Genomic DNA, 12,614 nt, shown 5'->3' on the forward strand with positions numbered 1-12,614 from the left:
GGAGTCCGCCCCTGGGGGTTCGGGCGGCCGGGCGAGCTGCCCCCGGAACTGGCGGACCTGACCGGCGTACCGCCCGTGTACCGCAGCCTGGACGGGGTGATCGCCGGGGTGCCCTGCACGCTGCGGCTCCAGAACGACATGGACCCCGCCGACCCCGACAACCACATCCACCTCTTCCACCGCGTCACCCTGCACACCGAGGGCGGACACCTCACCCTGGTCAACACCCACGGGCCGGTCCTGTGGAGCCCCCGCCCGCACATGCCGTACGACATGCGGGACACCGTGCGCATGGAGGAGTCGCGGGCGCCCTTCTTCGACCACCCCGGCACGGCACCCCTGGGCCCCGCCACCGGACCCGACCAGCGGCGCGTCCTGGGGGAGCTGTGGCCGGAGGGCACCGTGGAAGCCCTCCGGGCGCTGCGCGAGGACATCCGTGACGGCACCGACCCGGCCCGGGAGGGGCAGTACCACCTGACCCTGTGCCGGCTCACCCACGAGGTCGCCGGCCTCTTCGGACCCGTACGCCTGCACCGCGGGACACCCGCGCCGCGGGTCCTGTCCGCCGCGGCCCTCACCGAGGACCCGCCGGAACCCCTCACCGAGGACCCGCCGGAACGGGGGGCCCGCCCATGAGCCCCGACGTCGACCTGTGGTTCCGCCGGTACTGGCCGCGCCCCTCCGCACGGCTGCGGGTGGTGTTCTTCCCGCACGGCGGGGGCTCCGCCAGCTTCTACCGGGGCATGGCCAGACTCGTCCTGCCCACGGCCGAACCGATGATCGCCCAGTACCCGGGCCGCGAGGACCGGACGGCCGAGCGCCACCTCACCGAGATGTCCGACCTGGCCGACCGGATCAGCGCCGCGCTGCTGCCCGCGCTCGACCGCGCGTTCGTGCTCTTCGGACACAGCATGGGGGCGTCCGTCGCCCACGAGGTCGCGCTCCGCCTGGAGCACCGGCACGGCGTCAGCCCGGCCCTGCTGTGCCTGTCGGGCCGGCCCGCCCCCCGCCACCACAAGCCCGGCGACAAGCACCTGGACGACGAGGCCCTGTGGGAGGACCTCGCCCGGCTCGGCGCGACGCCGCCGCTGCTGCTGGCCAACCCGCAGGTCCGCAGGAACGTCCTGCCGACCCTGCGGGCCGACTACCGCATGGTCGAGCGGTACCGGCCGGGCACCGCCCCCCTGCTCTCCTGCCCCGTCGCCGCCTGCGTGGGCGACGCCGACCCGGAGGTCACTCCCAAGGAGGCCGAGGCGTGGCAGGAGGTCTCCCGCGGGGGTTTCACCTTCCGCCTCTTCACCGGCGACCACTTCTACTTCCGCGGCCAGGAGGACGACCTCGTGCGCTGGCTGCTCACCACCACGGACCGGGAGGCCGCATGATCGTCAGGCCCGTCGTCGAGGCGTACGCCGAGGCCCACTCGACGGCCGAACCACCCTGGCTGGCCGCGCTCGCCCAGGAGACACGCGACCGGTGCGAGGTCCCGCAGATGATGGTCGGCCCGCTGGAGGGCCGCTTCCTGGCCCTGCTGGTACGCCTGCTGCGCGCCCGTACCGTCCTGGAGATCGGTACCTTCACCGGCTACTCGGCGCTGTGCATGGCGGCCGAACTCCCGCCCGACGGAACGCTGGTGACCTGCGAGCTGGACCCCGGGCACGCCGAGATCGCGCGCCGCCACTTCGCCGCCTCGCCCCTGGCCGGCCGGATCGACCTGCGCCTCGGCCCCGCGCTGGAACAGCTCAAGAGCCTGGACGGGCCCTGGGACCTGGTGTTCATCGACGCCGACAAGCAGGGCTACGCCGACTACTACGAGGCGGTCCTGCCCCGGCTGTCCGACACGGGACTCATCGCCGTCGACAACGTCCTGCAGTTCGGCGGCGTCGCCAACCCCCTGGACGACAAGCCGGACACCGTCGCCCTGCGCGCGTTCAACGAGAAGGTTCGGGACGATCCCAGGGTCGAACAGGTGGTGCTCACGGTGCGCGAGGGCATCACGCTGATCCGGCGAATCCAGCCCGGCTGAATTGCCCGGTCCGGTACCGGACGGATTCTTTTTGGACCCTGAAAGATTGCGCCGGTTCCGGCGCACCGGGCCATAGGCTCATGACGACCGCCGGCAGAAAGCGGAAAACCGCGGACCTCCGGCCGCGGGAGAAAGCGAGCGGAATTCCCCTCATGAGTCTGCACGACAGGACCTTCCTGGTCACCGGCGCCGGCAGCGGCATCGGGCGCGCCGTGGCACGCCGGCTGTTCGACGAGGGCGCCCGCGTGGCCCTGGTCGGCCGGCGCGCCGGGGCCCTGCACGAGACCGCAGGCGGGGCCGAGGACGGACAGGCCCTGGTGCACCCCGCGGACCTCGCCCGGCCCGCCGCCGCCACCGCTGCCGTGCAGGCCGCGCTGGAGCACTTCGGCCGGCTGGACGGCCTGGTCAACAACGCCGGGCTGGCCCGCTTCGGTCCCCTGGCCGACGCCGACCCCGTCGACCTGAACGCCATGCTCGACGTCAACCTGCTCGCCCCCGTCCACCTGATCCGGGCCGCCCTGCCCGCCCTGCGCGCGAGCGGCGGGTGCGTGGTCAACGTCTCCTCCGTCGGCGGCGCGCTGGCCATGCCCGACCGGGCGGTGTACGGCGCCTCCAAGGCCGCCCTGAACAGCCTGACCCGGTCGCTGGCCCGGGAACTGGCCCCGCTCGTCCGGGTCAACGCCGTCCTTCCCGGCCCGGTCGACACGCCCATGTACGACGATCTGGGACTCGCCCCCGAACAGGTCGCGCGGCTGCGTGACGCCATGGTCGAGAGCACCCCGCTCGGCCGCTTCGGAACCCCCGACGAGGTCGCGCCCTGGGTGTGCCGGCTGCTCGACCCCGAGGCCGCCGGATGGGTCACCGGCGCCCTCATCCCGGTCGACGGCGGCCGCACGTCGTAATCACCGATTCCCGCCATCCGTTTCTGTGCAACAGCCCGGCACAGGTCACACGCCACGACGGTGCCGGAAAGGCCGAGGGAGAAAAGAATGAGCACCGAGAACATTTCCACCGTCTACGGCCGTGAGGAATTCAAGCGCGTCGACGTCGGCGCCGTCATGCGCGAAGGGCACCCGGACATCAGCGACGGCGACCAGCTCATCGTGGAACTGGTCGCCAAGAGGCGGCAGGCGGCCGGACGCCCGCTGACCGTCATCGACGTGGGCTCCGGATCGGGCGTGCTCTCCGAGCTGATCGCGCAGCGGCTGCCCGACTGCCGGGTCATCGCCAACGAGATCGCGCCCAACCCGGCCCGCCAGGCCCGCGAACGGCTGGCGCCCCACCCCCGCGCCGAGGTCTTCACCGAGTCCTTCACGGAGTGGAAGGAACCGCTCGACGTCATCATCTCCTGGGGCAGCCACCACCACCTGCCGCACAGCCACCTGCAGCACGTGCGCGACCTCCTCACCGAAGGCGGCGTGCTGATACTCGGCGACGAGTTCTGTCCGGAGTACTGCACGGACGAGAACGCCGAACGGCTGCGGAACGCGGAGGTCATCGAGCTGGGCGGCGGCTACCTGCTGGCCAGCGCGGAGGAGATCGAGGCGTACCGCGAGCACGGCACCGTCCCCGAGTGGTCCCGCGACCTGGAGGACCGCCGCCGGCGCACCCTGTGGAACTGGTACAAGTTCGTCATCGACTACGCCATCGAGCGGGGCTACTGGCAGGTCGCCATCGCCGAGATGCAGATCACCAAGGACGACATGGTCACGTCGTTCGAGGAGGAGCACAAGCTGTCGCCGCTCATCGTCGAACACGAACTGGCCGTGCACGGCTTCGAACAGGCCGCCAAGCACGTGATCGGCGAACGGCCCGCGGAGCTGCAGAGCTTCTTCGTCTACGAGTTCGTCCCGGCCGCCGGCTCCGCCGACGCCGACGCAGACCGATGAGCGGCCCGGCCCCCCGCGCCGCCACCATCCCCCCGTCCTGCCTGCACGCGGTCTTCCGCGCCGCGGAGGAACGGGAGCGGACGACCGGCCGGCCCGTCGTCAAACTGCACGTCGGGGAACCGTACTTCCCGCCGCCGCGCGAGGTCGCCCTGGCCGTGGAACAGGCCGTGAGGGACGGCCGTACCGCCTACACCTCCGCCGAGGGCATGACCGCCCTGCGGGAGGCACTGGCCGTGAAACTGGAGACGGAGAACGGCCACCGCACCAGCGCGGAGCGGGTGTTCGTCACGCCCGGCTCCTGCCAGGGGCTGGCCGCGCTGTTCCAGTCGCTCGCCCGGCCGGGCGACGAACTGCTGATGCCGGAACTGCACTGGCCGATCCACCTCCAGCAGGTCCTGCTCGCCGGGTTCCGGCCCGTCTTCTACCCGCTCGGCCCCGGATACCGCCCCGACCCCGACGCCCTGCGCGCCGCCGTCACACCCCGCACCCGGGCCGTCCTCGTCAACTCCCCGGCGAACCCGACCGGTGCCGTCCTGGACGCCGGCACCCTGCGGGCCGTCCTGGACGTGGCGCGCACCCACGACCTCAGTGTCATCAGCGACGAGGCGTACGAACACTTCGTCTACGACGGCGAGCACGTGTCGTTCGCCTCCCTGGAGAGCGGCGTGCCCGAGGAGGAGCGGCGCGTCTTCAGCACCTTCACCTTCTCCAAGAGCCTGGCGATGACCGGGTACCGGCTGGGATACGTGGTGACGCCCAACGAGACCTCCGCGCGCGCACTGCGGGTGGTGCAGGAGGCGAGCATCATCGGCCCCTCCACCCCGGTCCAGTACGCCGGGCTCACCGCCCTGAAGGCGCAGGACGCCGCCCGGGCCAACGCCCGGATGGTCCGGGCCAACCGGGACCGGGCCCTGCCCGCCCTGCGCGAGGCGGGGCTGCTGGCCGAACTCCCGCAGGGCGGCTGGTACGCCGTGCTGGACATCGCCTCCACCGGTGTCGACGCGGAGACCTTCGCCGCGGGCCTGCTGGACACCCACGAGGTGGGCGTGGCCCCGGCCGCCGGGTTCGCGCTGCGGCCCGTCCTGGCGGACGACGGCCGGGTCCTGTCGGCCGACCCCGCGCCCGAGGCCCGCACCCTGGTCCGGCTCGCGTTCTGCGGTGACCCCGCGGAACTCGACACCGGCGTCGCGCGGTTGCTCGCCCACGTCAGGACGCTGCGCTCCCGGGGCGGATCACCGTGACCCGACAGGACTACGCCGGGTACCTGCGCCTGGAGCGGCTGCTGTCGCTCCAGGAGCCGCTGTCCCCGGCGGGGGAGGACACCGCCACCGGCTCCGCCGAACTGTTCTTCATCGTGGCCCACCAGACCAGCGAGCTGTGGCTCGTCCAGGTGCTGCGCGACCTGGATCAGGCGGCCGGGGCGCTCGTGAACACCGGCGCTCCGGCGGCACCCGACGGCATCGAACAGGCGCTGGAGCACCTGGACCGGGCGGTGGCGGTGCTGGGCCTGCTCGCGGACACCGTCCGGCTCCTGGAACGGCTCCCCGTGCAGCGGTTCGCCGCGTTCCGCCCCCGCCTGGGCAGCGCCAGCGGCGCCCAGTCCCGTAACTTCCACGAACTGGAACGGTGCCTGGGCACCGCCGGCGAGGGCGGGAGCCCGCTGTACCGGGCCTTCTGCAAAGCGCTCGCCGCGCGCGGCACCAGCCCGGAGGAGGTCTGCCGCCTCGGCGCGTCCGGCGCGGGCGCCCCCCACCGCCTGGCGGAGGCCCTCCTCGACCTCGGATACCGCTTCTGGCAGTGGAAGGTGGCCCACCTGGTCCTGGTCGACCGTTCCCTGGGCGCCCTGCCCGGTACGGGCGGCACCACGGGCGGCTCGTACCTGCTCGCCCGGGCCCGGATGCCGTTCCCGGAGCTGCGCGCGGCGCGGGAGCGGCTGCACCGGCAGGACCCGCGCGCCTGACCGGCACCGGGCTGCGGGGCGGACGTCACGGCGCACCGTCCGCCGCCGCCCCCGGGACACGGGACCGAGCCGATGGGACACTGGTCCGGTGGAACTGCGTCAGGCATGTCGGGCGGCAGGCATCGGCGTGGTCGCCGTCAGCGAGCACACGGGCCCCCCTCGGCTGCACCGGGCGCTCCCGGTCCTCTCCTCCCGGCTGGTCGTCAGCCTCGGCGCCCCCATCGACGTCCGCTACGGCGACCACGCCCGGCGCGCGCAGGCGGTGGTGACCGGGATGATGCGGCCGGGCACGGCCACGCCCTGCCTCATCCTCCGCCCCCGCCAGCCGGTGGTGTACGTCGAGTTGTCGCCCACGGCCACCCAGCGGCTGACCGGTGTCCCCGTCAGCGAGGTGGACGCCGGCGGCCTCGACGCCGACGCGCTGCTGCCGTGGCTGGGCCTGCTGAGCGAGGAACTGGCGGACCGGCCGGCCGGCGCGCGGGCCCCGCTCATGCGCCGGCGCCTCCTGGACCACCTGGCACGGGCCGACCGGCCCGAGGTGTCCCCGTACGCCGTCGAGGCACTGCGGATCATCCGGGCCGGCCGCGGACGGGTGTCCGTGGAGGACGTCGCACGGCAGGTCCACCTCAGCCCGCGCCGCCTGCGCCACGTGATGGGGAGCGAGGTCGGGATCGGCCCGAAGTTCGCCTCACGCGTCGCCCGGCTGGCGGCCGCCGTCCGCCGCGCCTCGCAGGGGGCCGACTCCTGGGCCCAGATCGCCGCGGAGAGCGCGTACCACGACCAGAGCCACCTGGTACGCGACTTCCACGACCTGATGCGGACCACACCGAGCGCCTGGCTCGCGGAGGAGGGCCGAAATCTACAAGGCTGGGCGGGCTCCGCGCCGCGATCCTCGAGCCATGACCAGTGAACTGACGCCCAAGCTGCTCGTCGCCGACGCCGACGCCGCGATCGACTTCTACACCAAGGCCCTGGGAGCCGCCCTGACCTCGCGGGTGGCCGACGACCAGGGACGCGTGACGCACGCCGAACTCTCCCTCGGCACGGCGGCCTTCGCGCTGGCGCAGAGCGTCGACGAGTGGGGCTGGCACGACCCGCTGTCCATGGGCGGCTCCCCGGTCCTGCTCATGATCGACCTGCCCGACCCGGCGGCCACGGCGGACCGCGTGGCACAGCTCGGCGGTGCGATCGTCATCCCGGTCGAGGACCGCTCCTACGGCAAGCGACAGGGCAGGGTGAAGGACCCCTTCGGCCACCTGTGGGTGCTCAGCGGCGACGCCGGGTCCTGACGGACCGGCCGGGGGCGGCCCGGCGAGGCGGGGGAGACCCGGCGGCGCCGGACCGTGCGGCGGCTACGCGTGCCAGAGCGCGCCGCGCCGATGACGCGCCGGCGGTACGTCCACCGTCTCCGCCGCGTCGAGGGCGAGTTCGCCGCCGGGGGAGTTCACCAGCCGCAGGATCAGGCCCACCCGGGCCCGCAGCCGCCGGCGCGCCCGGCGTTCCTCCACCGCGGACCACCGGGCGACCGAACGGTCCCGCTGGTGCCGGGGGAACGAGTAGACCTCCACCGCGCGGCGGACCGGGCGGGGCCGGGGTCTGGTGGCCTCCCGCGCGGCGACGGCGAGGCTGTGGGCGCTGTACCTGAGGTCGTGGAGGACCACGGACCGCCAGGGGCTCCCTGACGGGCAGGCGTGCGCACCCCGGCCGTGGGACGGGGCAAGATGGTGAGCGGTGCGTGTCACGGGACTCCGTTCGCAGCGACCGCCAGGTACGTCCTGGCGGGCTACCCGAAGCCCATCGGCCCTGTCGAACGCGCGTTCTCCCACACGCCCGCCACCCTACCCCGGGCCGGCCGGGGCGCGCCCCCGGCGGGGTCAGGGCATGGTGCTCTGGGCGAGGATCAGGCCGGTGACCGCGGGCAGGCCGCCCGCGGCGAGGGCGGCGCGCTGCCGGTCCGCGCCGGTGCCGTCCTGCAGCAGCCGGTGGACCAGGGCCGTCACCTGCCGGCTGTCGCCGGACGCGTCGAGCGCGGGGGCGACGTAGCGCAGCAGCTCGTACAGCATCTCGCCGGCCCGGCGCTGCCGGCCGGCCGGATCGACCAGGGTGCTGCTCAGTCCGTGGCGGGCCGCGTGCCACATGCTCGCCTGCAGCAGTTCCTGGTCGCAGTCGAGCGCGGGAGCGCCGGCGGCGGCTTCCGCCAGCACGGTCTCCACCAGGGCCCGGACGAGACCCGTGAGCATCACCGCGTCGTCCGCGCGCAGCTGCACGTCCAGGCACCGCACCTCGATGGTGGGGTACCGCGCCGAGAGCCGGGCCTGCCAGTACAGCTGACCGGTGTCCGAGATCAGCCCGCTGTCCAGCAGCTGCCGCACGCGCCGGTCGTGGTCGGCGATGTCGGCGAAGTGCGGGGGCATGCCGCTGACCGGCCAGCGGCTGAAGATCACGGTGCGCCAGCTGGCGAAGCCGGTGTCGTGGCCGTCCCACAGCGGAGAGTTCGCGGACAGCGCGGTGAGGGCCGGCAGCCACACCCGGATCCGGTTCAGGACCTGCAGACCGGTCTCCCGGCTGGGCACGCCGACGTGCACGTGCATGCCGTTGACCAGCTGTTCCGCCACCAGCTGGGGCGCCTGGGTGAGCATGGCCCGGTACCGGGCCCGGTCGGTGACGGCCACGGGGTGGCCGTGCCGTACCGGAGGTGTCGCGCAGGCCGCGATCCGGCACCCGTGCGCCTCGGCGGCCGCCCCGAGGGCGTGCCGCAGCCGCAGCAGGTGCCCCCCGACCTCCTCCAGGGTGCCGCACACCGGCGTGGCCACCTCGACCTGGGCCTGCAGCAGCTCGCACTGCACCTCCCGGCCGGTCACCAGGTGCCCCAGGCCCGCGGCACCCCGCACCTTGTCGCCCAGGGGTACCGGCAGACCGGTGACCGGGTCGAGCAGCAGGTACTCCTCTTCCACACCGATCGTCGTCATCGATCGCCTTCGGGTCCGCCGGTCGTCAGCTCTTACCAAACCATGACACACCCGGATGAAAGTGCGCCCTGTGGAGAGCCACGCCTTGGGCGGCTCTTGAGGAAAACGCAGGACTGGGACGCGGTCGCCCGGCAATGAGCGTGGGGTGACACGCATCGCACTCGTCGTCCTGGTCCTCGCCGCCGGCCTGTCGGCGCTCGCAGCGGCGGTCGGCGCCTCCCCGTGGTGGTTGTTCGCCGCCGTGCCGCTCACCGCGGCGGGCCTGCTGGGCGCGGTGGACCTGCTGCAGCGCCGGCACTCCGTGCTGCGCAACTACCCCGTGCTGGGGCACGCCCGGTTCCTGCTGGAGCGGATCCGTCCGGAACTCCAGCAGTACTTCGTCGAGCGCAACTTCGACGGCCGCCCCTTCGACCGGGACGTCCGCACCATCGTCTACGAGCGGGCCAAGGGCACCGACGCCGAGCAGCCCTACGGCACCGAACGGGACGTGTACCAGCCCGGCTACGAGTTCCTCGTGCCGTCGATGGCCCCCTGCCCGGTGCCCGAGACCCCGCCGCGCGTGCGGGTGGGCGGACCGGACTGCTCCAAGCCGTACGACATGGCGCTGCTGAACGTGTCGGCGATGAGCTTCGGCTCGCTGTCCGCCAACGCGGTCCTGGCACTCAACGCGGGCGCGAAGGCCGGGGGGTTCGCCCAGGACACCGGCGAGGGCGGTCTGTCCGAGTACCACCTGCGGCCGGGCGGTGACCTGATCTGGGAGATCGGCACCGGCTACTTCGGCTGCCGCACCCGGGACGGTGACTTCGACCCCGCCGAGTTCGCCGACAAGGCCGCGCACGAGCACGTCAAGTGCGTGTCCCTGAAACTCTCGCAGGGCGCCAAGCCGGGGATCGGCGGGGTGCTGCCGGGCGCGAAGGTCAACGCCGAGATCGCGCGGGTCCGGGACGTGCCCGAGGGACGGACGGTGATCTCACCGCCGTACCACCGGGTCTTCGACACCCCGCGCGAGCTGGTGCGCTTCATCGCGCGGATGCGGGACCTGGCGGGCGGCAAACCGACCGGCTTCAAACTGTGCGTCGGCTCGCGCCGGCAGTTCCTCGCCGTGTGCAAGGCGATGCTGGAGGAGGGGACGGCACCCGACTTCATCGTGGTGGACGGGGGCGAGGGCGGGACGGGCGCGGCACCCCTGGAGTTCGCCGACCACGTCGGCGCCCCGCTCACCGAGGGCCTGCTCACCGTGCACAACGCCCTGGTCGGCACGGGCCTGCGCGACCGGATCAGGATCGGGGCCAGCGGCAAGATCGCCACCGGCACCGACCTGGTCAAACGGATGGTGCAGGGGGCGGACTACGGCAACGCGGCCCGGGCGATGATGTTCGCCGTCGGCTGCATCCAGGCCCAGCGGTGCCACACGAACACCTGCCCCACCGGCGTCACCACCCAGGACCCCCGGCGGGCGCGCGCCCTCGACGTCCGCGACAAGGCGCCGCGCGTGCGGCGCTTCCAGGAGGCGACCGTGGCCAGCGCGCTGCAGATCATGGCGTCCATGGGCGTCACCGATCCGGCCCAGTTGCGGCCGCACATGCTCCGCCAGCGCGTGGACCCCTTCACCGAGCGCCCCTACGACGAGCTGTACGAGTGGCTGGAGCCGGGGCGGTTGCTCGCCGAGCCGCCGGCCTCCTGGGCGGCCGACTGGAAGGCCGCCGACCCCGACCGTTTCGCCGTGTGAACGGCGTGCACCGTGAACCCTGTGACTGGGAGGACTGAAGTGGCCCGTACCGTTGCCCGCGTCGTCGTGGACGCGCTGAGCGAACTCGGCGTCCGCCAGGTGTTCGGCGTCGTCGGAGACGCGCTCAACCCCCTGACCGACGCCATCCGCACCACCGAGGGCCTGGAGTGGGTGGGCTGCCGGCACGAGGAGGCGGCGGCCTTCGCCGCGAGCGCCCAGTCGCAGCTCACCGGCACCCTCGGCGTGTGCATGGGCACGGTCGGACCCGGTTCCGTCCACCTCCTGAACGGACTCTACGACGCCGCCAAGAGCCACGCCCCGGTCCTGGCCATCGCCGGCCAGGTACCGCTCGCCGAACTCGGCAGCGACTACTTCCAGGAGGTCGACAACGACGCCCTCTTCAGCGACGTGGCCGTGTTCCGCGCGACCGTCACCTCGCCCGACCAGCTGCCGCAGATGCTGGAGACGGCGGTCCGGCACGCGCTGGGCCGCCGGGGTGTCGCCGTCCTCACCGTGCCGGGCGACCTGGGCGAGCGGGAACTGACTGCGGACCGTCCGGCCCGGTTCTCCCTGAACCCGCCGGTGAGCCGGCCGGCGGAGGAGGCCGTCCGCCGCGCCGCGGACCTGCTGGACCGCTCCGAGCGGGTCACGCTGCTCGTCGGGGCGGGCGCCCGCGCCGCCCGCGAGGACGTCCTCGCCCTCGCCGACCGCCTGGCCGCGCCGATGGTGCTCACGCTGAAGGCCAAGGCGGGCTTCGAGGGCGACGCCAACCCCTTCCAGGTCGGCCAGACGGGGCTGATCGGCAACCCCGCCGCCGCGTCGGCCCTTCAGGACGCGGACACGCTCCTGCTGCTCGGCACCGACTTCCCCTACCGGGACTGGTATCCCGAGGGCCGGACGGTGATCCAGGTCGACACCGAGGCCACCCACATCGGACGCCGGGTCCCGGTGGACGTCGGACTGGTGGGGGACACCGGCGCGACCGTGCGCGATCTGCTGGGCCGCCTCGGCACCGCGCCCGCCGGGACGGACGGCGCGCGCGACCGCTCGCACCTGGAGAAGGCGCGCGAGCGCTTCGAGCAGTGGCGCACCGGTCAGGCCCGGCTCGCCGACCCGTCGCACGACAAGGGTGTCGTCGGCCGTATCCGCTCCGCGCTGGACAACCGCACGCACGACATCCGCCCCGAGGCGCTGGCGGCGGCCGTGGACCGGATCGCCGCCGACGACGCCGTCTTCACCTCGGACACGGGCATGGCCACGGTGTGGCTCTCCCGGTTCGTCGAGATGCGCGGCGAGCGGCGGCTGATCGGCTCCTACAACCTCGGCTCGATGGCCAACGCCATGCCCCAGGCCCTGGGCGCGCAGGCCCTCGACCGCGACCGCCAGGTCGTGGCCTTCTGCGGCGACGGCGGGCTCAGCATGCTCCTGGGCGACCTGATGACCCTGAAGACGTACCGGCTGCCCGTCAAGCTCGTCGTCTTCGACAACCGGCGGCTGGGCATGGTCAAACTCGAACAGGAGCAGGCCGGCCTGCCCGAGTTCGGCACCGTCCTCGACAACCCGGACTTCGCCGCCGTCGCCGAGGCCATGGGCATCACCGGCATCCGGGTCACCGACCCGGACGAGCTGGACAGCGCCGTGCGACGCGCCTTCCGCAGCCCGGGCCCGGTCCTGCTCGACGTCCTCACCAACCCCGACGAGATCGCCGTACCGGCCAAGCCGACCGTCGAGCAGGGCTGGGGCTTCGCGGTGGCCAAGGTGAAGGAGATCGTGCGCAGTCATGGAGAGCCGGACGGAAACTGAGAAAATTTCCAGGAGTGGAGGCCGTAGGCCGGGGTAGACGCGGCTTGCCGGACAAGGGACCGGCGCAGGCAGTGCTGATGAACTGGGAGGGGCGCATGATGGTGACGACGACCGTGCAGACCGCTGGGCGTGCGGTGGACGTTCCGGAGATAGCGGACCCCTCGCAGGTGGCGCCGAAGGACGCGCGGGAGCTGTCGAAGCTGTTCTTCGACCGGCTGTCGGTGCTGGAGGAGGGCACGCC

At 73.3% G+C, this 12,614-nt stretch carries 12 protein-coding genes and 1 pseudogene; 11 read left to right on the top strand and 2 right to left on the bottom strand.

Translation table 11 applies throughout. The annotated features are described in order from the left end of the window. From IE312_RS41205 to IE312_RS21675, 9 genes and pseudogenes are all read left to right on the top strand, one after another. Positions 1-636 (top strand): annotated as a pseudogene (locus IE312_RS41205) (Gfo/Idh/MocA family oxidoreductase); the annotation flags it as partial. Beyond that, positions 633-1,382 carry a thioesterase II family protein gene (locus IE312_RS21640; protein WP_189983997.1) on the top strand — a complete coding sequence of 250 codons (750 nt, stop codon included), beginning with the start codon at positions 633-635 and terminating at the stop codon, positions 1,380-1,382. The pseudogene IE312_RS41205 and the gene IE312_RS21640, both read left to right, overlap by 4 nt. Continuing rightward, positions 1,379-2,023 (top strand): O-methyltransferase, encoded by a 645-nt coding sequence (locus IE312_RS21645; RefSeq protein WP_189983998.1) that lies wholly within the window; start codon positions 1,379-1,381, stop codon positions 2,021-2,023. The genes IE312_RS21640 and IE312_RS21645 overlap by 4 nt, the downstream gene beginning before the upstream one ends. A 152-nt stretch (positions 2,024-2,175) precedes the next feature. Continuing rightward, on the top strand, positions 2,176-2,925 hold the full coding sequence (locus tag IE312_RS21650; RefSeq protein WP_229900260.1) for an SDR family NAD(P)-dependent oxidoreductase: 750 nt from the start codon (positions 2,176-2,178) through the stop codon (positions 2,923-2,925). Positions 2,926-3,012: 87 nt separating this feature from the next. After that, positions 3,013-3,912 carry a class I SAM-dependent methyltransferase gene (locus IE312_RS21655; protein ID WP_189984000.1) on the top strand — a complete coding sequence of 300 codons (900 nt, stop codon included), beginning with the start codon at positions 3,013-3,015 and terminating at the stop codon, positions 3,910-3,912. Continuing rightward, entirely contained in the window at positions 3,909-5,153 is a 1,245-nt protein-coding gene (locus IE312_RS21660) for a pyridoxal phosphate-dependent aminotransferase (RefSeq protein ID WP_189984001.1), read from the top strand. Before IE312_RS21655 ends, IE312_RS21660 begins: the two co-directional genes overlap by 4 nt. After that, positions 5,150-5,872, top strand: a complete 723-nt coding sequence (locus IE312_RS41210; RefSeq protein ID WP_229900261.1) for a tryptophan 2,3-dioxygenase family protein — start codon at positions 5,150-5,152, stop codon at positions 5,870-5,872. Before IE312_RS21660 ends, IE312_RS41210 begins: the two co-directional genes overlap by 4 nt. An 88-nt stretch (positions 5,873-5,960) precedes the next feature. Next, positions 5,961-6,782 (top strand): helix-turn-helix domain-containing protein, encoded by an 822-nt coding sequence (locus IE312_RS21670; protein WP_189984002.1) that lies wholly within the window; start codon positions 5,961-5,963, stop codon positions 6,780-6,782. Beyond that, on the top strand, positions 6,772-7,161 hold the full coding sequence (locus IE312_RS21675) for a VOC family protein (RefSeq protein WP_189984003.1): 390 nt from the start codon (positions 6,772-6,774) through the stop codon (positions 7,159-7,161). Before IE312_RS21670 ends, IE312_RS21675 begins: the two co-directional genes overlap by 11 nt. 63 nt (positions 7,162-7,224) lie before the next feature. Here the strand turns inward: IE312_RS21675 and IE312_RS21680 are convergent, their stop codons facing one another. Further along, the gene (locus IE312_RS21680; protein ID WP_189984004.1) at positions 7,225-7,533 is read right to left on the bottom strand and encodes a hypothetical protein; all 309 of its coding nucleotides are present in this window, start codon (positions 7,531-7,533) and stop codon (positions 7,225-7,227) included. Between the two features lie 213 nt (positions 7,534-7,746). After that, entirely contained in the window at positions 7,747-8,841 is a 1,095-nt protein-coding gene (locus IE312_RS21685; RefSeq protein ID WP_189984005.1) for a carboxylate-amine ligase, read from the bottom strand. A 145-nt stretch (positions 8,842-8,986) separates the two neighbouring features. On the opposite strand from IE312_RS21685, the gene IE312_RS21690 reads away from it, so the two are divergent. Next, positions 8,987-10,570 carry an FMN-binding glutamate synthase family protein gene (locus IE312_RS21690; RefSeq protein WP_189984006.1) on the top strand — a complete coding sequence of 528 codons (1,584 nt, stop codon included), beginning with the start codon at positions 8,987-8,989 and terminating at the stop codon, positions 10,568-10,570. A gap of 39 nt (positions 10,571-10,609) precedes the next feature. Continuing rightward, a complete protein-coding gene (locus tag IE312_RS21695) occupies positions 10,610-12,373 on the top strand; it encodes a thiamine pyrophosphate-dependent enzyme (RefSeq protein ID WP_189984007.1) in 1,764 nt (587 codons plus the stop codon). Positions 12,374-12,614: the final 241 nt, after the last annotated feature.

The organism is Streptomyces capoamus, from assembly GCF_014654935.1.
Lineage (GTDB): Bacteria > Actinomycetota > Actinomycetes > Streptomycetales > Streptomycetaceae > Streptomyces > Streptomyces capoamus.

Coding starts and splice junctions, on each gene's coding strand:
- IE312_RS21685 (WP_189984005.1), bottom strand. CDS start 8,841: ATGACGACGATCGGTGTGGAAGAGGAGTACCTGCTGCTCGACCCGGTC.
- IE312_RS21650 (WP_229900260.1), top strand. CDS start 2,176: ATGAGTCTGCACGACAGGACCTTCCTGGTCACCGGCGCCGGCAGCGGC.
- IE312_RS21660 (WP_189984001.1), top strand. CDS start 3,909: ATGAGCGGCCCGGCCCCCCGCGCCGCCACCATCCCCCCGTCCTGCCTG.
- IE312_RS21645 (WP_189983998.1), top strand. CDS start 1,379: ATGATCGTCAGGCCCGTCGTCGAGGCGTACGCCGAGGCCCACTCGACG.
- IE312_RS21675 (WP_189984003.1), top strand. CDS start 6,772: ATGACCAGTGAACTGACGCCCAAGCTGCTCGTCGCCGACGCCGACGCC.
- IE312_RS21655 (WP_189984000.1), top strand. CDS start 3,013: ATGAGCACCGAGAACATTTCCACCGTCTACGGCCGTGAGGAATTCAAG.
- IE312_RS21640 (WP_189983997.1), top strand. CDS start 633: ATGAGCCCCGACGTCGACCTGTGGTTCCGCCGGTACTGGCCGCGCCCC.